Source organism: Phyllobacterium sp. A18/5-2 (assembly GCF_025452215.1).
GTDB lineage: Bacteria > Pseudomonadota > Alphaproteobacteria > Rhizobiales > Rhizobiaceae > Phyllobacterium > Phyllobacterium sophorae.
Map to the genome: position 1 here is coordinate 1918001 of NZ_CP104966.1, position 18951 is coordinate 1936951.

The window sequence follows — 18951 nt, forward strand, 5'->3', positions numbered from 1 at the left end:
CTTCCCAAGCCGGAGCCTGCGCATCCATGTCCTCCACGTCCGACGCCGATCAAACCGCCGAAATCCAGGCAAATCTTCTCTCTGCCGCTCTGCCCTATATGCAGCGCTATGAAAACAAGACCGTGGTCGTGAAGTATGGCGGCCATGCCATGGGTGACGCCACACTTGGCAAGGCTTTTGCCCGCGATATTGCGCTTCTGAAACAATCAGGCATCAATCCCATTGTCGTTCATGGCGGCGGCCCGCAGATCGCATCCATGCTGGCGCGAATGGGCATTGAATCTAAATTCGAGGGCGGCCTGCGGGTCACCGACGCGAAGACGCTGGAAATCGTTGAAATGGTTCTGGCCGGCTCGATCAACAAGGAAATCGTTGCACTCATCAATGCCGAAGGGGAGTGGGCGATTGGTCTGTGCGGTAAGGACGGCAACATGGTCTTTGCCGAAAAGGCCAAGAAAACCGTGATAGATCCTGACTCCAACATTGAAAAGATCGTCGACCTCGGTTTCGTTGGGGAACCCGTGGAGATCGATCGTACGCTGTTGGACCTGCTCGCCCGTTCCGAAATGATCCCGGTCATCGCCCCCGTCGCGCCGGGCCGTGACGGACATACTTACAATATCAATGCCGATACTTTCGCGGGTGCCATTGCGGGTGCGCTTGCAGCTTCTCGGCTTCTTTTCCTGACTGACGTGCCAGGTGTACTCGACGGGAACAAGGAACTGATCAAGGAGCTTTCCGTTGGCCAGGCGCGCGCCCTTATCAAGGATGGTACGATCTCTGGCGGCATGATTCCAAAGGTGGAAACATGCATCGATGCGATCAATCGCGGCGTCGAGGGCGTCGTCATCCTCAATGGCAAGACGCCGCATTCGGTTCTGCTCGAACTCTTCACCGAGCGCGGCGCGGGAACTCTAATCGTTCCCTGATCACCTCTTGAGGTGATCCAGCGGGATCTTTCCCGGTCCCTTGATATTCTGCAGGACGAGCTGGGTGTGCACGTCGCGCACACCCTTCAGCCGCATCAACCTGTGCATGACGAAATCATTGAGATCGTCCACAGTCGGCACCATGACGTGCAACAGGAAATCGTGCTCACCCGTCATGGTCCAGCAGGAGGAAACCTCGTCCATGCGCTGGATCTCGGCGATGAAGCGCTCGGGTGAGTCGTCACTGTGTGTATTGAGGCGGACCTGCACAAAGACCTCGACCATGAGCCCTATCGCCCGCCTGTCAATGTTGGCGGCGAAGCCCTTGATGACGCCACTCTCCTGAAGGTGTTCGAAGCGCCGTGCGCAGGGCGTCGCCGACAGGCCGATCATTTGTGCAAGATCCGTTACAGCAATGCGCCCATTGCCCTGCAGGATTTGCAGCATCTTTATTTCAAAGTCGCTCAATTGAGGGGATGTCACTCAGTTTTCTCCATAATAAGAGATAGTTCACCCAAAATAATGCGCTATTGAGCTGTTTAGGTCAAATTCTCTCGTTTTCCCGTTTTATCCTGTTGGAAAGAGTTAGGACTGGAGGAGCATCCTATGACTATCAGTATTGAAGCCTATGCCCGCGAATGTGCGGAGCAGGGGTTGCGTGGCAATTACGCAGTGTGCCAACCGGATTTCACCGTTGAGCAGCAATACGGCTACTCGGATGAGGATCAGGAAGTGTGGCGCACCCTATGCGATCGTCAGACGAAATTGACGTCGAAGCTCGCCCATCACAGTTATCTCGACGGCGTGGACGCGCTCGGCCTGCTGGACCGCATTCCGGATTTCCATGAGGTCAGCGAGCGGCTGCGCAAATTGACCGGATGGGAAATTGTCGCCGTCCCGGGATTGATCCCGAACGAGCCGTTTTTCGATCATCTCGCCAATCGGCGCTTTCCGGTGACGAACTGGCTGCGAAGCAAGAAGGAACTCGACTATATCGTCGAACCGGACATGTTCCACGACTTCTTTGGCCATGTGCCGATCCTTAGTCAGCCAATCTTTGCCGATTTCATGCAGCTATACGGCGAGAAGGGTGGTGCCGCATCACGCATGGGCGGCGAACAGCTTGCGGCTCGGCTTTACTGGTATACGGCTGAGTTTGGGCTGATGAGAGAGGAGGGTGCACCGCTCAAGGCGTTTGGCGCTGGCCTCATGTCTTCATTCAGCGAGTTGCAGTTTGCTGTCACAAGCCCGGATGCGCATCATGTGCCGTTCGATCTGGAGACAGTGATGCACACCAGCTATGAAATCGACAAATTCCAACGGGCCTATTTCGTCCTGCCATCGTTTGCAGCGCTGAAAGATGCCTTCGAAAAGGCTGATATGGCAAAGTTGATTGCGCGCTGGAAAGACGTGGAGCCGCTGGACCCGGCGACCGTCTGACGCTATCCGGCAACCGGTCCGCCGGTTGCCGCCCCTCAAGCTGCGTTTTTGATATTGGACTGAACACATACGCAGTTGCGGCCGTTGCGCTTGGCTTCATAAAGCCTGCGGTCCGCAATCTGGAAAAAGTCGGCTATGGAGCCTTTCGACATGCCGACGACGCCGCCAATGCTGACGCTGAGCGGTACGCGTTGATTCTCGGAGTCCGGAATTCAATCCTGGTTACTTCTTCGCGAATGGTTTCGGCAATGGATTTCACCTGGCTCTCATCGTCCGTCGCAAGATAAACTGCGAATTCTTCGCCGCCGATGCGCGCGATACTGTCCTGCAGCCCAACACAGGTCGTGATACATTGCGCGATGGCCATCAGGGCACCGTCACCATTGTAGTGGCCGTGCAAATCATTGATTTTCTTGAAATGATCAGCGTCGATGATCAGCAGGGAACCGGCCAGCTGTGCTCGCGCCCCGTCCACGTAGTTGAAGAAGGCCTCGCGATTGAGCAGGCCCGTCATGCTGTCGCGTGACGATTTTTCAAAGAGTTTGGCATTGGTGATCTCCAGCTCTTGCATGACCCGGTTGAGCGTTTCAAGCGTCAGCCGCAATTTCTCGGCCTGCCGGAAAACAAGGAAGGAGATGGCCGGAGAGATCAGCAGCGGACAGACAGTTGCGATCATGTATCCCCGCGGGTCGTGCATGTCATTGGCGGACATGAGGGCGCCCGTGATCAGCAGAGAGCACGTTACCGAAATGACCATGACCATTGCACATTTGAAGAGAATTCTGGACATCGGACCTCTTGAACCAACTTCAGGTACTACGACGAATTGATGAAGCGCCTGTTAGCAGAAAATTTAAAAACGGTCGTAGTTCAGACTTTTTTCGTCTATTGATTCGGGAGCGAAACAGATTTTCTTGCATCTGATTTTGCGTCTTGAGAAACGGCGGAACCTGAATCGCATATGACAAACCAACCTGATCCACTGAATTTTGCCCATGTGACCGACTGGGTCTTCGATCTCGACAATACCCTTTACCCGCATCATTCCAATCTGTTTTCCCAGATCGATGTGAAGATGACGGGATATGTCGCAGATCTCCTGAAGCTATCCCATACGGATGCGCGCGAGCTCCAGAAGCGGTTTTACAAGGATTATGGTACCACGCTCAAAGGGCTGATGGACCGTTACGATATCGATCCGGATGATTTTCTGCAGAAGGTCCACGACATCGACTATTCCTGGCTGGTGCCCGATCCGTCCTTGGCAACTGCCATCAAGCAATTGCCGGGCCGCAAATTCATCTTCACCAATGGTGATCGCGGTCATGCAGAACGTGCAGCGCGCCAGCTTGGCGTTCTCGAACAGTTCGACGATATTTTCGATATCGTGGCTGCAGAATTAACCCCGAAGCCCGCCCGTGAAACCTATGACCGGTTTCTCGATATGCACAAGATCGAGGCGGCAAGCAGCGTGATGTTCGAAGACCTTGCACGCAATCTCGTTGAACCGAAAGCCTTGGGGATGACCACGGTCTTGATCGTTCCCCACAATTTCGAACCGACATTTTCGGAGATATGGGAACGTGATCCGGGCAATACGGACCACGTCGACTATGTCACGGACAACCTTTCCTCGTTTCTCAATTCAATCCTGCCACGGCCGGTGAATGTGAGCGAGACTGTCTGATACCGTCAATCCAACTCGTAAAACGTTCGGATCACTTCCCAGGCTTGCTCTGCCTTGTCGACGAAGGTTATCAACTCGCGGTCTGATGGTGAAATAACCCCCTGGTCGACCAGAAAATCGAAGTTGATCGCTTTTTCCCAGAATGATTTGCCGAACAGCAGGAAGGGAATGCGCTCCATACGGCCCGTCTGAATAAGCGTAAGCGCTTCAAACGTCTCGTCCATGGTGCCGAAGCCTCCCGGAAAGATGGCCATGGCTTTGGCGCGCATCAAAAAGTGCATTTTGCGGATGGCGAAATAGTGAAAATTGAAGCAGAGTTCGGGTGTGACATAGGCATTTGGCGTCTGTTCATGTGGCAGAACGATGTTGAGACCGATCGTCGGCGCACCGACATCGGCCGCGCCGCGATTGCCGGCTTCCATCACCCCTGGGCCTCCGCCTGTGACTACAACGAACTCGCGATTGTATGTGGTCGAAGAGTAGATCGAGCATAGTTGCGCGAACTTGCGCGCCTCGGCGTAATAATGGGAATTGGCTTCGAGGTTTTTCTTCTGTGTTTCGTTCTTGGCGGCCCAGGCAGCCCCGCCCGGCTCAGGAATGCGGGCTCCGCCGAACATGACAACTGTCGAGCGGATACCGCGCTCGGCGAGAGCCATTTCCGGCTTCAGCAACTCCAGTTGAAGCCGGACCGCGCGCAGGTCGCGGCGTGTCATGAACTCCGGGTCGGCGAAGGCCAGACGGTAAGTGTCCGATTGGGTTTGCGGCGTTTCCGGTGCGGTTTCGACGCGGCGGACCGCCTCGGAGGAGTGCGAGAATGGCGTCCAGCTATTTTTTTCATCGGTATTCAATTGTTCTACTCCTTCTGCGGACACTCATGGCGCTTACAGAAAATCCGTTCGTGATCCAACATGGTAACGCTGAGATTGACCCTCTCCCAGACTTAACTTACTAGCCCTTATCGTTAGTCTATCCGCCCGTGTAATGGAGTGATGTGAAAATGTCCAAGCCCGATCTGACCAGTCTCGAAATGACGATCGACAAGGCCTTCGATGAACGCGATGCCGTCAGCACCGAAACGCGCGGCGAAATTCGCGAAGCCGTCGAAACGTCTTTGCTTTTGCTCGATAGCGGTACGGTACGCGTTGCCGAGAAGCAGTCAGATGGGGTCTGGAAGACCAATCAATGGCTCAAAAAGGCAGTTCTTCTGTCGTTCCGCCTCAATCCGATGGGCATCATCGAGGGCGGTCCAGGCGGCGCAGCCTGGTGGGACAAGGTGCCCTCGAAATTCGACGGCTGGGGCGCGACTGAGTTCACCAAGGCGGGTATCCGCACAGTCCCGAGCGCGATCGTCCGCCGCTCGGCCTATATCGCACCGGGGGTGATTCTGATGCCGTCCTTCGTCAATCTCGGCGCCTATGTCGACGAGGGTACAATGGTCGATACCTGGGCGGGCGTGGGTTCGTGTGCGCAGATCGGCAAGCATGTGCATCTTTCCGGCGGCGTTGGCATCGGCGGCGTTCTGGAGCCGATGCAGGCAGGACCAACGATCATCGAAGACAATTGCTTCATCGGGGCACGTTCCGAAGTGGTTGAGGGGTGCATTGTCCGCGAAGGTGCTGTCCTCGGCATGGGCGTGTTCATCGGCAAGTCGACAAAGATTGTTGACCGCGCGACCGGCGAGATTTTCTACGGGGAAGTTCCGCCTTATTCGGTGGTGGTCGCTGGTACATTGCCGGGCAAGCCATTCCCGAATGGCCAGCCGGGGCCGGGCCTCTACTGCGCGGTTATCGTCAAGCGCGTCGATGAAAAGACCCGTTCAAAGACATCGATCAACGAACTGCTGCGCGACTGATATTGATATGCGGAGAGGGGCCTGCCCCTCTCCGGCGGACCTTCAGCCGGGTGCTGCCCTAATCTCCTCAACCGAATGGCTTCGCAGGGGCTTGCCCTCTGCTTGCTTCACACGGACGACCACTTTGCGGGTGAGCGGGACTGCAATATTCTTTCCAGCCGCCAATCGAATGATCTCACCCTGCAGGTAATCAATTTCAGTGGGGCGTCCGCGTGAAAAATCTTCCCACATGGACGAACGTGCTCTCGGGTCGATGGCGAGCATTTTTCGTGCGATAGCACGGAAAAAGAAAATTTGGCAGCCGCAGTATCCAGGGAAGCAGCGCCGGCGATACGCCCTGGATCTTGGAGGGAGTGATACCATGCGCCTTCATAACCTCCAGACCTTCGCTCATCTGATCGGCCAGAAGCAGTCGCCACTTTCGATCGGCAAGCTGTGCCGCAAGTGGTAAATTCGACAAGGCATTGGGCGCGTTGTTGAGGTTCATCAATAACTTGCCCCAGAGAACGCCCTGCATATCCGGGTCGTCGTTGACGGCAAGGCCGAGAACGGAGAGAAATTCCGCCAAACCGTCCAGCATGTCGTCGATCAGGATCGTTCCCCCCGTCGTTCGCCTGACCGTCAACGGGACGTCGTCCGGATCGGATTGTACGACGTTGAACGGTACCATCCCCGAAATCACACTCGTCTTGGCCGGCAGATACTGACGCAACACCCCGGCGTTAGTCACGCCATTCTGCAGGCTGACCACGATTGCCGCTGCGGGCGCATTTTTGGCGATCAACTTGGCCATTTCCTCGGTCGCGCCGCTCTTGACAGCCACGAGGATGATGTCGGCTCTTCCGAAGGCCACTGCAGGGTCGCTCGCCAGGGAAAAGTGCTCTGGCCCGACCTGCCGCGCCGTACCATCCAGATCGATGATCTTGAGTCCTTGCCGCTTGAGTGTGGCCTCGATCCGCGGTCGCGTCAGGAAGGTTACCCTCTTTCCCGCTGCGGCAAGACAACCGCCGGCATAGCAGCCAATCGAACCGGCGCCGGCAATGACAACCCGGCTGTCACTTGCGATCATCGTCTTTGCCCCTGATTGACTGCTCATAAGGCATTAAAACAGATGCAGAAACTATGATCCAGTGCGTGACACGATCCTGCTTTTCCATTATCGCTTTGGACATGAAATCCTCCGCTGATCCCGTACAGAACCTCACCAAACTCATTGCTTGCCCGTCAGTGACGCCCAACGAAGGCGGCGCGCTGTCCGCTCTGGAAGCCATGCTTTTGCCGCTCGGCTTTTCCGTGGAAAGGCCGGTCTTCAGCGAGGACGGCACGCCCGATGTCGAGAATCTCTATGCGCGGCGGTCCGGCAACGGGCCGCATCTGATGTTTGCAGGGCACACGGATGTCGTGCCGGTCGGCGACGAAACAGCATGGACTTATCCCCCGTTCTCTGCCGCCATCCACCAAGGCGAGATGTATGGGCGCGGTGCGGTCGACATGAAGGGTGGCATTGCCTGTTTTGCCGCCGCGGTGGCGCGCTATCTTGACAAGAATGGCGAACTTAACGGCTCCATTTCATTCCTGATCACCGGTGATGAAGAAGGCCCTTCTATCAACGGGACGGGCAAACTGCTGGAATGGGCCAAGGCGAAAGGCGAAAGCTGGGATGCCTCCATCGTCGGGGAGCCGACAAATCCGGACAAACTTGGCGACATGATCAAGATCGGGCGGAGGGGCTCGCTGTCCGGTACGGTTGTGGTCAACGGTGTGCAGGGTCATGCCGCCTATCCGCATCTTGCCGACAATCCGGTACGCGGTCTGGTAACGCTGGTTGACAGCTTGCTTTATCCCGCCTTTGACAAGGGCACGAAGGACTTTCAGGCTAGCAATCTGGAAATTACCACTATCGATGTCGGCAATACGGCGGTAAATGTCATTCCGGCCAAGGCAACGGCGGTATTCAACATTCGCTACAACGACACGTGGACGGATGAAACCCTTATGGCGGAAATTCACAACCGCCTCGACAAGGCGTCCGGACGCCGCAAATTGCGCCCGGGCAAGAAGGAGCCGGTGAACTACGACCTGATCTGGCGTCACCGGCCAAGTCACGTTTTTCTCACCCATGACGAGAAACTGATTGGAACGCTGACATCGTCGGTCGAAGCTGTAACCGGCAAGCGGCCGCAACTTTCCACCTCCGGCGGCACCTCCGACGCCCGCTTCATCAAGGATTATTGCCCGGTGGTCGAGTTCGGTCTTGTGGGCAAGACGATGCATATGGTTGATGAGCGGGTGGCAGTCGCCGACCTTGAAACGCTAACGCAAATCTATGAACGCTTTATTGCGGACTTTTTTGCATGAATGTACATGGGTGATATGCCGGATTTTGATGAGGTTCAGCGATATCTGTGGGGCGCCTGGCGGATGATGAATGGTCATGCCGACGGGCTTGACCTTCTCGATTTTTCCGAAGACGGCTTCTGGCAGTCATTCCATGCGATTACAATTTCGCTGCCGCCGCTCATTCTCGGCTGGATCATCTTCGCAAATGACATGATCGCGCTGCGCCCCGAAACAGGAAACCGGTTTTCCATTATGGGGCGGGTGGCTTTCGTTGACCTCGCTGCATGGGTTCTGCCGCTGGTTGTTCTGGCTTTAAGCGCCCGGCGGCTTGGCTTGGCCAAGCGCTTCAGCCCCTATGTCGTCGCAAGCAATTGGGGGACAGCGATTGCCGCGTGGCTCATGGTGCCTGCGACACTGGCGCGAGTCCTGTTGCCCGGCTGGCCTGGCTTGGCTACCGGTTTTGGCCTCCTGCTCTATGGAGGTATCATGTTCCTGACTTATCGCCTGACGCAGGTTGCGTTGAAGAAATCGCATGCCTATACGGCGGCGTTCTTTATCGTGCTGGTTGCCGGGTCGCTGTTTCTGATGATTCTGCTTCAGGCCGTGCTGGGTATTTCACTGCCGGAACCGGCAGTGATCGGATAGTCCACACCAATAAGATATAGTCCGTGAGGCGGTGCAACCGGGCCGCAGGCCTTGCGGTCGTGGGCTGCAAGTGCTGCGCTCACGTCATCCGCGCTCCAGCGTCCACAACCCACTTCGTTGAGCGTCCCGGCAAAGGAACGGATCTGGTTGTGGAGGAAAGACCGGGCGGAAGCTCTGATCTCGATGATTTCGCCGTTGCGTGAGACACTTAGGTGATCGAGCGTTTTGACAGGGCTTTTCGACTGGCACTGCGTTGCCCTGAACGTGGTGAAATCATGGGTACCGATGAGCCGCTGTGCTGCATAGTGCATGGCGTCAGCGTCGAGCGGCTTCTTCACCCACCAGGCGCGATTCGCTTCCAGCGGGGCGGGGGGGCGGCGATTGATTATACGATAGAGATAGCGCCGGCCGGTCGCTGAAAACCGCGCATCGAAATTATCTCCGACCAGTTCGACATTCATGATACCGACGGTTTCTCCAGCGATCACGAGATGTGCGTTGAGTGCTTCCCGAATTTTCGAGCTGCTCCAGTCCTTCGTCAAATCCACGTGAGCCACCTGTGCGGTTGCGTGCACACCGGAATCGGTGCGCCCTGCTGCGCCAAGGGAGATGGTTTCGCCGCAGAACTTGAAGATCGCCTGTTCGATGGCAGCTTGAACAGTGTGTCCATTCTCCTGCCGCTGCCAACCCGCATAGGGGGTGCCATCATATTCGATCGTTAGTTTGTAACGGGGCACTAAAGGGCTCCAAAGGCTGGAGCATAGATGAGCTTGCCCGATCGTGGCGCGTCGCCAAAAGCGAACGCCTGCAAATAGTCGCCCTGGTGCGCGCTCTCGAAGCCCGCCGCGCTCTGACGCTCATAGCCGAAGCGCCCGTAATATTCAGGTTCGCCGAGGACCACCGATAATATCTCCCCAGCAGCAGCCAGTTGCGCATGCGCCGTTCGCACCAGTTTGCTCCCCGCGCCTTGACCCTGACATGCGGGAAGGACTGCGAGCGGAGCAAGCGCCACTGCATCGAATTCCTGTGCGCCGGTCACCTTCAAGCGCGAAAACAGGATCTGGCCGATGACGGTCTCGTCGTTCAGGGCAACCAGTTCGAGTACGACATCTTTGTCCTGGCGCAAGCGCCGGACCAGGTTTTCTTCATCGGTTCCCGCGAAAGCTGCCGCGAGGATGTCAGAAATGAGGGAATAATCGCCGGATTGCGCCGCGCGGACGGTGATGCCACTCATGGCAACCGAGTCCCTTGCACGATCTTGGCGCCGCGCTGAAATTCTCGCCCGTCCATGACCTTGCCGCCAGCACGCTGCAGTGAGCGCAGGCGCACAGCGCCTTCGCCGCAAGCGATGCGCAAACTGTCATCAAGCACCGTTCCTGCATCACCAACTCCGGTCGCACGGATCGACCGCAGCAGCTTCACCCTTTCCAGGTTTTCGCCGATTTCCATCTCGCACCACGTACCGGGGAATGGCGCCAGGCCACGAATGCGGTTGTGAACGTCTATCGCGGGTTGTGTCCAGTCGATACGGGTTTCGGCCTTGGTGATTTTCGAGGCATAGGTGACGCCATCGTCAGATTGGGGTGTCAGAGTAAGGCTGTCACGCTCCAGCGCCGCCATCGCGCGCACCATCAGATCGGCGCCGGCTACGCTGAGCTGGTCATGCAATTCACCTGCTGTCATGTCCGCGGTGATCTTGACCTTCTCGGCCATGGCTACCGGACCGGTATCGAGACCTTCATCCATCTTCATGATCATGATGCCGGTTTCAAGATCCCCCGCCATGATCGCCCGTTGGATCGGTGCCGCACCGCGCCACCGTGGCAACAGCGACGCATGGCCGTTGTAACAGCCAAGGCGGGTTCCCTGCAGAATCGCCGGAGGCAGAATCAACCCATAGGCAACGACGACCGCAACATCGGCCCGAAGCTCGCGAAATGCCTGCTGCTCGTCTTCGCCCTTGAGGCTCTTCGGCGTGCGCACCTCGATGCCGAACTGTTCGGCATTGCGTTGTACGGGTGAGGGCGTCAGTTCCAGTCCGCGGCGGCCCGCTGGGCGGGGCGGCTGGCTGTAGACGGCGACGATCTCGTGGCCCTGGCCGATCAAGGCATTGAGGATGGGCACGGAGAAATCCGGTGTGCCCATAAAGACGATGCGCAAACTCATCGGCCTACACCGCCAGCCGGCTCGGCGGTCGGTCCTTGGCGAGCTTCTTGAATTTCTTGACCACCATTTCGCGCTTTAACCGCGAAATATGATCGATGAACAGAACGCCATTGAGATGATCGATCTCGTGCTGGAGACACGTCGCCAGGAGTCCGTCTGCCGCAACTTCATGGGCCTTGCCATCAAGATCGAGATAGGAAATCCGCACGTCCGCCGGACGCTCCACTTCCGCATAGTAGTCGGGAATGGACAAGCATCCCTCTTCATAGATATTGCGCTCATCGCTGGACGACAAAATCCGCGGATTGATTAGAATTTGGGGTGCTCGAGGCTCGTCTTCCTTGGAAAGGTCGATGACCAGCATCCGCAGCGGCTCGCCGACCTGAATGGCGGCAAGGCCGATGCCCGGTGCATCATACATGGTATCGAGCATATCGGTGGCGAACTTGCGCAAATCGGCGTCAAAGCGCTCCACAGGTTTTGAAACCTGGCGCAACAGCGGATCGGGAAGAATGACAAGCGGTTTGATAGACATGAGCATCACCTAATATCTCACCTTTGAGCCGTCAATCCGAAGCACAAGTCATTTGTAAAAATGTTCTCGTTTTGATCTCACATTTGCGATCCGAATCGGTTAGTCTGCGCAATATGGAAACTTCAATTTCACTCAATCAGACGCTGTTTCAACTCGGCGCCAGCTCGGTCTCTGTCGGCGCAGCTCTTCTTTCGGCCGCGGCAATCACCGTGCTCGTGGTGCTTTTCGCTGTCATCGCCGTGTGGCGTTCGGGACGCCTGCGGCTCGTCGCCGAAATACAGGCGGAAGACCGCGCACGCGATGCGGAAGCGCGCATGGGCGAAATTCTGAAGAGCCAGTCGGAAATGCAAGGCCGCATGCAGACCATGGCCGAGCTGTTCGGCTCCCGCCAGGCCGAGCTCAATCAGTCGATCCGCGAACGGCTCGACGGGATGACCAGCCGCATCGGCCAGACGATGACCGAACAGACGCAGTCGACGCACGAAAATCTGGCGAAACTGCAGGAACGGCTTGCGGTCATCGACACGGCACAGAATAATATTCAGGCGCTCGCCGGGCAGGTCGTGCAGCTGCAGGCGATCCTTGCCAACAAACAGACGCGCGGTGCCTTCGGTCAGGCGCGGATGGAGGCGATCGTCGCCGATGGCCTGCCGCAGGGTGCCTATGAGTTTCAGGCGACAGCTTTCCAACGGCAGCCGCCCGGACTGCGTCGTGCGCATGCCGAATGGCGCACCCAATCTTGTGATCGACGCGAAATTTCCATTGGAGGCGTGGAATGCTATCCGGGCGTCCGAGAGCCCGGAAGCCAAGAAGATGGCGCTCGCGCAATTCCGCCGCGATGTGGAAATCCACATTCGCGATGTCGCCGAGAAGTATCTGATCAATGGTGAAACCCAGGACACGGCATTCCTGTTCGTGCCTTCCGGATCGATCTTCGCCGAAATCCACGAGAATTTCGAAGGCGTGGTGCAGAAGGCGCATCGTTCGCGTATCGTTATCGTCTCGCCATCGCTGTTGATGCTGTCCATTCAGGTCATTCAGGCCGTGCTCAAGGATGTGCGGATGCGCGAACAGGCGCACCTGATCCAGGGCGAGGTCATCCGGCTGATGGAAGATGTGGGCCGGCTCGACGATCGCGTTCGCCGCCTGCAGACGCATTTCGGCCAGGCCAACAAGGATATCGACGATATTCTCGTTTCCTCCGGCAAAGTAACCAAGCGCGGCCAGAAAATCGAGGCGCTGGAATTTGCCGAAGCTCCGGTCGGCGATGTCGCTAGGGAAGCGGAGTCCGCCCGTACTGCCGCATCAGCGACAGGTCAATTGCGGCTGCGCGTCGTCGATGGCGAGGACTAAGCGGCCCCGAGCTTCTTTTGCCGGGCTTCCCAGGTGCCCGTTGTCTGTGGCTTGATGAATAGCGTCACGATATCCGGGTTGGCCTTTTTCAGGGCGGTCTCGATGCGCTGGACACAGGCCTCGATCTGTGGCGCCAGCACATGATCCTCAAATTCGACGCTGAGACCGGCAACGATCTGTTTCGGTCCCATGTGAACCGTTAGAACGCCGTTGGCTTTTTGAATGTCGGGATCTCCGTTGGCGATGTCGAGAATTTGCTGTTCGGCCTCGGGTAGCGCTGCTTCACCCATCAGCAACCCCTTGCTTTCGCGGGCGAGGAATATTGCCGTCGCGCCAAGGACGAGCGAGATGCCGATTGAGGCAACGCCGTCAAGTTCAGGCATGTCGAAGACTTGCGCAGCCGAAATGCCGATGAAAGCGATGATCAGACCAAGCAGCGCGGCAGTGTCTTCGAACAGGACGGTAAAGACACTGGGATCCTTGCTTTGACGCACCGCCTGCACATAGCCAAGCTTGCCCTTGACTGTCCGGAATTCTTTCAAGGCAACGAACCATGACGCGCCCTCAAAAACCATGGCAAAGCCGAGCACCACATAATTGACGAGGGGATTGGCGGCCGGTTCTGGGCGCATGATATGGGTGAGGCCCTCGTAGAACGAAACGCCGGCACCAACCGCAAAGACGAGCAGCGCGACGATGAAGCTCCAGAAGTAGAGTTCACGGCCGTGTCCGAGGGGGTGCGTCTTGTCTGCCGGCCTTGCAGCGCGGCGCAGACCGTAGAGCAGCAGGCCGCCATTGCCGGTATCGACGAGAGAATGAACCCCCTCCGACAACATGGCGGAGCTGCCCGTAAAGAATGCGGCAATGAACTTGGTGGCAGCGATCAGCAGATTGCCAATAATCGCGGCATAGATCACCTTTTTCGATCCGGCATGAGTCGTTGCTGAATGTGATGCCATGCTGCCCCCTATCCGCTCGACAACGCCAGATAGTTTGAATCGTTCCGTCGCCTGGCGACCACGCGATAAACGCACGCGCCTGGCGGGGCTGCGGCAGCAAAAGGTCGGAATGGCGCTAGCCGTCGCCTGCTTCATGCGCTAACCCTGCCTGCAAATAGCGCAGGGCATCATGGCTGAATCCACAACTGAACAAGCGATCTTCCTCGGCATCGATACGGGCGGCACCTATACGGACGCAGTTCTGTGGTCCGAACAACGCGGAGTCATCGCCAAGGCCAAGGCTCTCACCACGCGCCATGATCTGAGCGTCGGCATTGCGGGGGCGGTTGAGCGCATCGTTGCGGAGGCCTCCGTGCGTCCAGCGGACATCAGGCTTGTATCCATGTCGACGACGCTTGCAACGAACGCGCTGGTCGAAGGGCAGGGTGGCCGCATCGCGCTCGTCATGGTGGGCTTCTCTGCAGCCGATCTGGAGAAGGCCGACCTTGGAACTGCTCTGGGCTCGGATCCGGTGGTGTTCATTCCTGGCGGACACGATGTCTATGGCCGCCCCCAACCGTTCGATACGGCTGCATTGATTGAGGCGTTGCCGCGTTTGAAGCAGGAAGTCACGGGCTTTGCCGTCTGTGCCTATTTTGCCGTGCGCAATCCGGAGCATGAAATCGCCGTCCGTGATCTGGTGCGCATGGAAACCGGACTTCCCGTCACCTGCAGTCATGAATTGTCGGCCAAGCTGAATGGCCCGCGGCGCGCCCTGACCACGGTGCTCAATGCCCGGCTCATTGCCATGATTGACCGGCTCGTGGCCGCTACCGAAGGTTTTCTCGACCGGCGCGGCATCCATGCACCGCTGATGGTGGTGCGCGGCGATGGCGCGCTTGTCTCGGCCGCCTTTGCCCGCCACCGGCCGATCGAGACGATACTCTCGGGACCGGCGGCCAGTCTGGTTGGCGCCCGGCATATGACCGGCCTCGACAATGCGATCGTCTCGGATATCGGCGGCACGACGACCGACGTGGCGGTTCTGGACAAGGGACGCCCGCGGCTCGACCCCAACGGAGCGACCGTTGGTGGCTTCCGCACCATGGTGGAAGCGGTAGCCATGCGCACTTTTGGCCTCGGCGGCGACTCGGAAGTATCACTCGATGACAATGCGATGGCCCCTAGCATCAAGCTCGGACCCAGGCGGCTGGTGCCGCTGTCGCTGCTTGCAACCAATCACGGTGCGGTAGTCATCGAACATCTGGCGCGTCAGGTGAAAGCCGCGAATGCCGGGCGGCTCGACGGGCGTTTCGCGCTTCTGACCGGCGTTCCGGCACAGATGGCGTCGGGCTTGAGCAAAGGCGAGGCCGAGCTCTATGAACGCATCACCGTCGAGCCGCAGCCGCTTGACCGGCTGTTGAATTCTGTCTCACAGGCGGCGACGATCAACCGGCTTGTTGCGCGGGGACTTGTGCATCTTTCAGGCTTTACGCCATCGGATGCCTGTCACGTGCTTGGCCTGCAGAACAACTGGAACACGGAAGCGGCACGCTACGGTGCCATTCTCTATGCACGGCGCAAGGATGGCGCCGGGCGCCCGCTATGCGACACGCCGGAGGAAGTTTCCCACCGTACATTTGACGCGCTGATCCGCAGGTCATCCGAAGTCGTTCTCGAAACGGTCTTCGCCGAGGACGGGCTGGAGGGGCCGGAGACTGTGGCAAACCCCTTGGTGCATCGGGCTCTTTCAGGCAAAAGCGGGATTGCCGGCGTCCGGCTCGATATTGACCGGCCAGTGATCGGACTCGGCGCATCTGCCCCGGTCTATTATCCGGCAGTGGGTGAAATGCTCGGCACGGAATGCATCGTTCCAGTCGATACGGACGTTGCCAATGCTTTGGGCGCAGTTGTCGGACAGGTGCGCGTGTCGGTCGAGGCACATATCAGCCAACCCGTGGAGGGTTTGTTCCGGGTGATGGCAGGTGAGGTCGTCAGGGATTTCCAGATTGAGGAGGAGTCGATCACCTTTGCAGAAGGTGTCCTGAAGCAGCAGGCCGGGTTACTGGCGCTGGAGGCTGGAACCGACGAAGCGCAGATCAGCATTGCCAGAGACATCAGTGCTGCAACCGTCGAGGAGCAACGCAAATTCATCGAGGCCGTGCTGATTGCCACTGCTTCGGGCAGACCGAGGATTGCACACTAGATCATTCTTTCCACCAGGGCATAAATCCTGTTCACTATTGATGAATTGACGCGGAATGCTCCGATGTGTTCAAGGGTAGGATGACGAAAATCTTGAAGGAACCGATCATGGGCGAGCGTATCGAAATCAACGGGTTGCAGGTGGCGAAGGAGCTCCACGACTTTGTGGTCAACGAAGCCATTCCGGGAACCGGTATCGATGCTGCACAATTCTGGTCAGGGCTCGCGCAGATTATTGATGATCTGGCGCCGAAAAATCGTGAATTGCTGCAAAGACGCGATGCTTTTCAGCAAAAGCTGGACGATTTCTATAGAGAGAAGCGCAACGCCGGCTATAGCCAGGAAGAATATGAGACCTTCCTGAAGGAGATCGGGTATCTGCTGCCCGAAGGCGGTCCGTTTTCCGTGTCCACAAGCAATGTCGATCCGGAAATCGCGGTCACCGCCGGCCCGCAGCTCGTCGTTCCGGTGATGAATGCCCGTTACGCGCTGAACGCTGCAAATGCGCGCTGGGGTTCACTCTATGATGCGCTCTACGGCACGGACGCCATTCCGGACGAAGGCGGTGCCGAAAAGGGCAAGGCTTTCAATCCATTGCGCGGCACCAAGGTCATTGCCTGGGCCAAGGCATTTCTGGATGAAAGTGCACCGCTCGATGGCGCGAATTGGGCGGATGTCTCTGGAGTTAGTATTGAAAATCAGGAGCTTGCCCTAAGCGTTAACGGCAAATCAGTTGCGCTCAAGGACGAAGGCCAGTTTGCCGGCTATCGCGGCGATGCCAAGGCGCCGGCCGCAATCCTGCTGGTCAAGAATGGCCTGCATGTCGAGATTGTCGTCAATGCCGGCCACACGATCGGCAAGAGCGATCCTGCCCACATTGCCGATGTCCTGCTGGAATCCGCGCTGACGACGATCCAGGATTGCGAGGACTCCGTTGCCGCGGTCGATGCGGAGGACAAGGTCGTTGTCTATCGCAACTGGCTCGGTCTGATGAACGGCGATCTCGAAGACACATTCGAGAAGGGTGGCAAGACGGTCACGCGCAAGCTCAATGCCGACCGCGACTATACCGGCAAGGATGGCAAGCTGCTGAAAGTGCCTGGCCGCTCACTGATGCTGGTGCGTAATGTTGGTCACCTGATGACCAATCCAGCCATTCTCGACAAAGACGGCAATGAGATACCCGAAGGCATTATGGATGCGGCTATCACCGCTTTGGCTTCCCTCCATGATATCGGACCGAATGGACGGCACATGAATTCCCGTGCTGGCTCCATGTATGTCGTGAAACCGAAAATGCATGGTCCCGAAGAGGTCGCATTCGCCTCCGAACTGTTCGGACGTGTCGAGAAATTGCTCGGTTTGCGATCGAATACGATCAAGATGGGTATCATGGACGAAGAGCGCCGCACGACGGTGAATCTGAAAGAAGCAATTCGCGCCGCCAAGGAGCGAGTCGTCTTCATCAACACCGGATTCCTCGATCGCACCGGCGATGAAATTCATACCTCCATGGAAGCTGGCCCGATGATCCGCAAGGGCGACATGAAGCAGGCTTCCTGGATCGGCGCCTACGAAAACTGGAATGTCGATGTCGGCCTCGAATGCGGACTTTCCGGCCACGCTCAGATCGGGAAGGGCATGTGGGCGATGCCCGACCTGATGGCTGCTATGCTTGAACAGAAGATCGCCCATCCCAAAGCTGGCGCCAACACTGCCTGGGTACCATCGCCGACCGCTGCGACATTGCACGCCACCCATTATCACAAGGTCAATGTCGCCGATGTGCAGGCCGGGTTGAAAAAGCGCGGCCGGGCGAAGCTCAGCGACATCCTGTCTGTGCCGGTCGCCTCGCGCCCCAACTGGACGCCGGAAGACATCCAGCATGAACTCGACAACAATGCGCAGGGAATACTCGGTTATGTCGTGCGTTGGGTCGATCAGGGCGTCGGTTGTTCCAAGGTGCCGGACATCAACAATGTCGGCCTGATGGAAGACCGCGCGACGCTACGCATCTCCGCCCAGCACATCGCAAACTGGTTGCACCATGGTGTCGCAACGGAGGCGCAAGTGCTTGAAACCCTGAAACGAATGGCAGCTGTCGTCGACAAGCAGAATGCGGGCGATCCGCTCTATCAGCCAATGGCAGCGGATTTTGATGGTTCCATCGCCTTCCAGGCTGCCTGCGATCTCGTTTTCAAAGGCCGCGAACAGCCCAATGGCTATACCGAGCCGGTCCTGCATCGCCGCCGGTTGGAGCTGAAGGCCAAGCAATTGGCCTCATAGATCCGAAAATGGCTGCCCTGTACCGCGCCCGATGCCTTGCTCTCCTGATCATATCGATCGTGGGGAGTACAGCATCGACGCTTGCGGGGGAGGTGCAGGCAGAAATCGAGATTGTTGATTGGGGGTTGACCAGCGCCAAGGAAGTTGGGTCCGAAGCATCCCCCGATACTCCAACGGGATTGAACCGGTTGGTGGAAGGACCGGTCAACGTGATCCGTACCACGAAAATTCAGGCCTGCATCGGGACGAGCTTCGGCATTCTCTACAGGATTGCCGGGATGGAGCACCTTAATGTCCTTCCCATTACGGTGGTCGTTCTTCATCCGTTGATCAGGACCCCGGACGGAAGATCGATGCAGAAGAGCAGCTGGCCCGATAGCGCCGCTCCGCAGCAGCGCTATGCTGGCTGGGTTTTCGAGGAAAACTTCGAGCTCGTGTCCGGCCCATGGACGATCTCACTGCGTGATAAATCGGGCGAGGAACTGATATCGAAGAACTTCGACGTGATTGCTGGAAACTGCCCGATTTCCTGAAGTGTTTGTTCTGATAGGTTCTCAATCAACGCGAGGACGAAA

19 protein-coding genes and 1 pseudogene are annotated in these 18951 nt (G+C 57.6%); 10 read left to right on the forward strand and 10 right to left on the reverse strand.

The window, feature by feature from the left end:
• Nucleotides 1–26: 26 nt before the first annotated feature.
• Nucleotides 27–929: an acetylglutamate kinase gene (gene argB, locus N8E89_RS09525; protein ID WP_106667455.1), complete on the forward strand. Its 903-nt coding sequence runs from the start codon at nt 27–29 to the stop codon at nt 927–929.
• Here the strand turns inward: argB and N8E89_RS09530 are convergent, their stop codons facing one another.
• Entirely contained in the window at nt 930–1376 is a 447-nt protein-coding gene (locus N8E89_RS09530) for an Lrp/AsnC family transcriptional regulator (RefSeq protein WP_245449059.1), read from the reverse strand. It abuts the gene before it with no gap.
• A gap of 159 nt (nt 1377–1535) precedes the next feature.
• Here N8E89_RS09530 and phhA point away from each other — a divergent pair, with 159 nt between their 5' ends.
• Nucleotides 1536–2369: a phenylalanine 4-monooxygenase gene (gene phhA / locus N8E89_RS09535; RefSeq protein WP_106667457.1), complete on the forward strand. Its 834-nt coding sequence runs from the start codon at nt 1536–1538 to the stop codon at nt 2367–2369.
• A 133-nt stretch (nt 2370–2502) separates the two neighbouring features.
• On the opposite strand, the gene N8E89_RS09540 is transcribed toward phhA, so the two are convergent.
• The gene (locus N8E89_RS09540) at nt 2503–3159 is read right to left on the reverse strand and encodes a GGDEF domain-containing protein (RefSeq protein WP_262259756.1); all 657 of its coding nucleotides are present in this window, start codon (nt 3157–3159) and stop codon (nt 2503–2505) included.
• A 171-nt stretch (nt 3160–3330) separates the two neighbouring features.
• Between N8E89_RS09540 and N8E89_RS09545 the strand changes: the two genes are divergently transcribed.
• Complete coding sequence (locus N8E89_RS09545) at nt 3331–4056, forward strand: pyrimidine 5'-nucleotidase (protein ID WP_106667459.1); 726 nt, start codon at nt 3331–3333, stop codon at nt 4054–4056.
• Between the two features lie 5 nt (nt 4057–4061).
• On the opposite strand, the gene N8E89_RS09550 is transcribed toward N8E89_RS09545, so the two are convergent.
• Nucleotides 4062–4904: an LOG family protein gene (locus tag N8E89_RS09550; protein ID WP_106667460.1), complete on the reverse strand. Its 843-nt coding sequence runs from the start codon at nt 4902–4904 to the stop codon at nt 4062–4064.
• 149 nt (nt 4905–5053) lie between these two features.
• Between N8E89_RS09550 and dapD the strand changes: the two genes are divergently transcribed.
• Nucleotides 5054–5908, forward strand: a complete 855-nt coding sequence (gene dapD, locus N8E89_RS09555) for a 2,3,4,5-tetrahydropyridine-2,6-dicarboxylate N-succinyltransferase (protein WP_113174105.1) — start codon at nt 5054–5056, stop codon at nt 5906–5908.
• Nucleotides 5909–5950: 42 nt separating this feature from the next.
• Here dapD and N8E89_RS09560 read toward each other — a convergent pair whose 3' ends face one another.
• Both N8E89_RS09560 and N8E89_RS09565 read right to left on the reverse strand, forming a co-directional pair.
• Nucleotides 5951–6172: a ketopantoate reductase C-terminal domain-containing protein gene (locus tag N8E89_RS09560; protein ID WP_315975642.1), complete on the reverse strand. Its 222-nt coding sequence runs from the start codon at nt 6170–6172 to the stop codon at nt 5951–5953.
• On the reverse strand, nt 6105–6977 hold the full coding sequence (locus tag N8E89_RS09565) for a 2-dehydropantoate 2-reductase (protein ID WP_262259761.1): 873 nt from the start codon (nt 6975–6977) through the stop codon (nt 6105–6107). Before N8E89_RS09565 ends, N8E89_RS09560 begins: the two co-directional genes overlap by 68 nt.
• 101 nt (nt 6978–7078) lie before the next feature.
• On the opposite strand from N8E89_RS09565, the gene dapE reads away from it, so the two are divergent.
• Nucleotides 7079–8266 (forward strand): succinyl-diaminopimelate desuccinylase, encoded by a 1188-nt coding sequence (dapE, locus tag N8E89_RS09570; RefSeq protein ID WP_262261875.1) that lies wholly within the window; start codon nt 7079–7081, stop codon nt 8264–8266.
• A gap of 6 nt (nt 8267–8272) precedes the next feature.
• Nucleotides 8273–8893, forward strand: coding sequence for a hypothetical protein (locus N8E89_RS09575; protein ID WP_262259763.1), 621 nt, complete (start codon nt 8273–8275; stop codon nt 8891–8893).
• Here the strand turns inward: N8E89_RS09575 and truA are convergent.
• From truA to def, 4 genes are read right to left on the reverse strand one after another with little or no spacing between them, the layout of a single operon-like run.
• A complete protein-coding gene (truA, locus tag N8E89_RS09580) occupies nt 8845–9630 on the reverse strand; it encodes a tRNA pseudouridine(38-40) synthase TruA (RefSeq protein WP_106667463.1) in 786 nt (261 codons plus the stop codon). The genes N8E89_RS09575 and truA overlap by 49 nt on opposite strands.
• Nucleotides 9630–10127, reverse strand: coding sequence for a GNAT family N-acetyltransferase (locus tag N8E89_RS09585; RefSeq protein ID WP_262259766.1), 498 nt, complete (start codon nt 10125–10127; stop codon nt 9630–9632). Before N8E89_RS09585 ends, truA begins: the two co-directional genes overlap by 1 nt.
• Nucleotides 10124–11053: a methionyl-tRNA formyltransferase gene (fmt, locus tag N8E89_RS09590; RefSeq protein ID WP_262261876.1), complete on the reverse strand. Its 930-nt coding sequence runs from the start codon at nt 11051–11053 to the stop codon at nt 10124–10126. Before fmt ends, N8E89_RS09585 begins: the two co-directional genes overlap by 4 nt.
• A 10-nt stretch (nt 11054–11063) precedes the next feature.
• A complete protein-coding gene (def, locus tag N8E89_RS09595; protein WP_113174184.1) occupies nt 11064–11594 on the reverse strand; it encodes a peptide deformylase in 531 nt (176 codons plus the stop codon).
• A 113-nt stretch (nt 11595–11707) separates the two neighbouring features.
• Between def and N8E89_RS09600 the strand changes: the two are divergent.
• Nucleotides 11708–12947 (forward strand): annotated as a pseudogene (locus N8E89_RS09600) (DNA recombination protein RmuC).
• Here N8E89_RS09600 and N8E89_RS09605 read toward each other — a convergent pair.
• Complete coding sequence (locus tag N8E89_RS09605; protein WP_106667465.1) at nt 12944–13906, reverse strand: cation diffusion facilitator family transporter; 963 nt, start codon at nt 13904–13906, stop codon at nt 12944–12946. The pseudogene N8E89_RS09600 and the gene N8E89_RS09605 sit on opposite strands and share 4 nt — an antisense overlap.
• A 169-nt stretch (nt 13907–14075) precedes the next feature.
• On the opposite strand from N8E89_RS09605, the gene N8E89_RS09610 reads away from it, so the two are divergent.
• The 3 genes from N8E89_RS09610 to N8E89_RS09620 all read left to right on the forward strand — a co-directional run bounded on the left by N8E89_RS09610 (nt 14076) and on the right by N8E89_RS09620 (nt 18909).
• Nucleotides 14076–16091: a hydantoinase/oxoprolinase N-terminal domain-containing protein gene (locus N8E89_RS09610; RefSeq protein WP_262259769.1), complete on the forward strand. Its 2016-nt coding sequence runs from the start codon at nt 14076–14078 to the stop codon at nt 16089–16091.
• 107 nt (nt 16092–16198) lie between these two features.
• A complete protein-coding gene (locus tag N8E89_RS09615) occupies nt 16199–18376 on the forward strand; it encodes a malate synthase G (RefSeq protein ID WP_262259770.1) in 2178 nt (725 codons plus the stop codon).
• Between the two features lie 8 nt (nt 18377–18384).
• Complete coding sequence (locus tag N8E89_RS09620; RefSeq protein ID WP_262259771.1) at nt 18385–18909, forward strand: DUF3859 domain-containing protein; 525 nt, start codon at nt 18385–18387, stop codon at nt 18907–18909.
• The last annotated feature ends 42 nt before the right edge of the window (nt 18910–18951 follow it).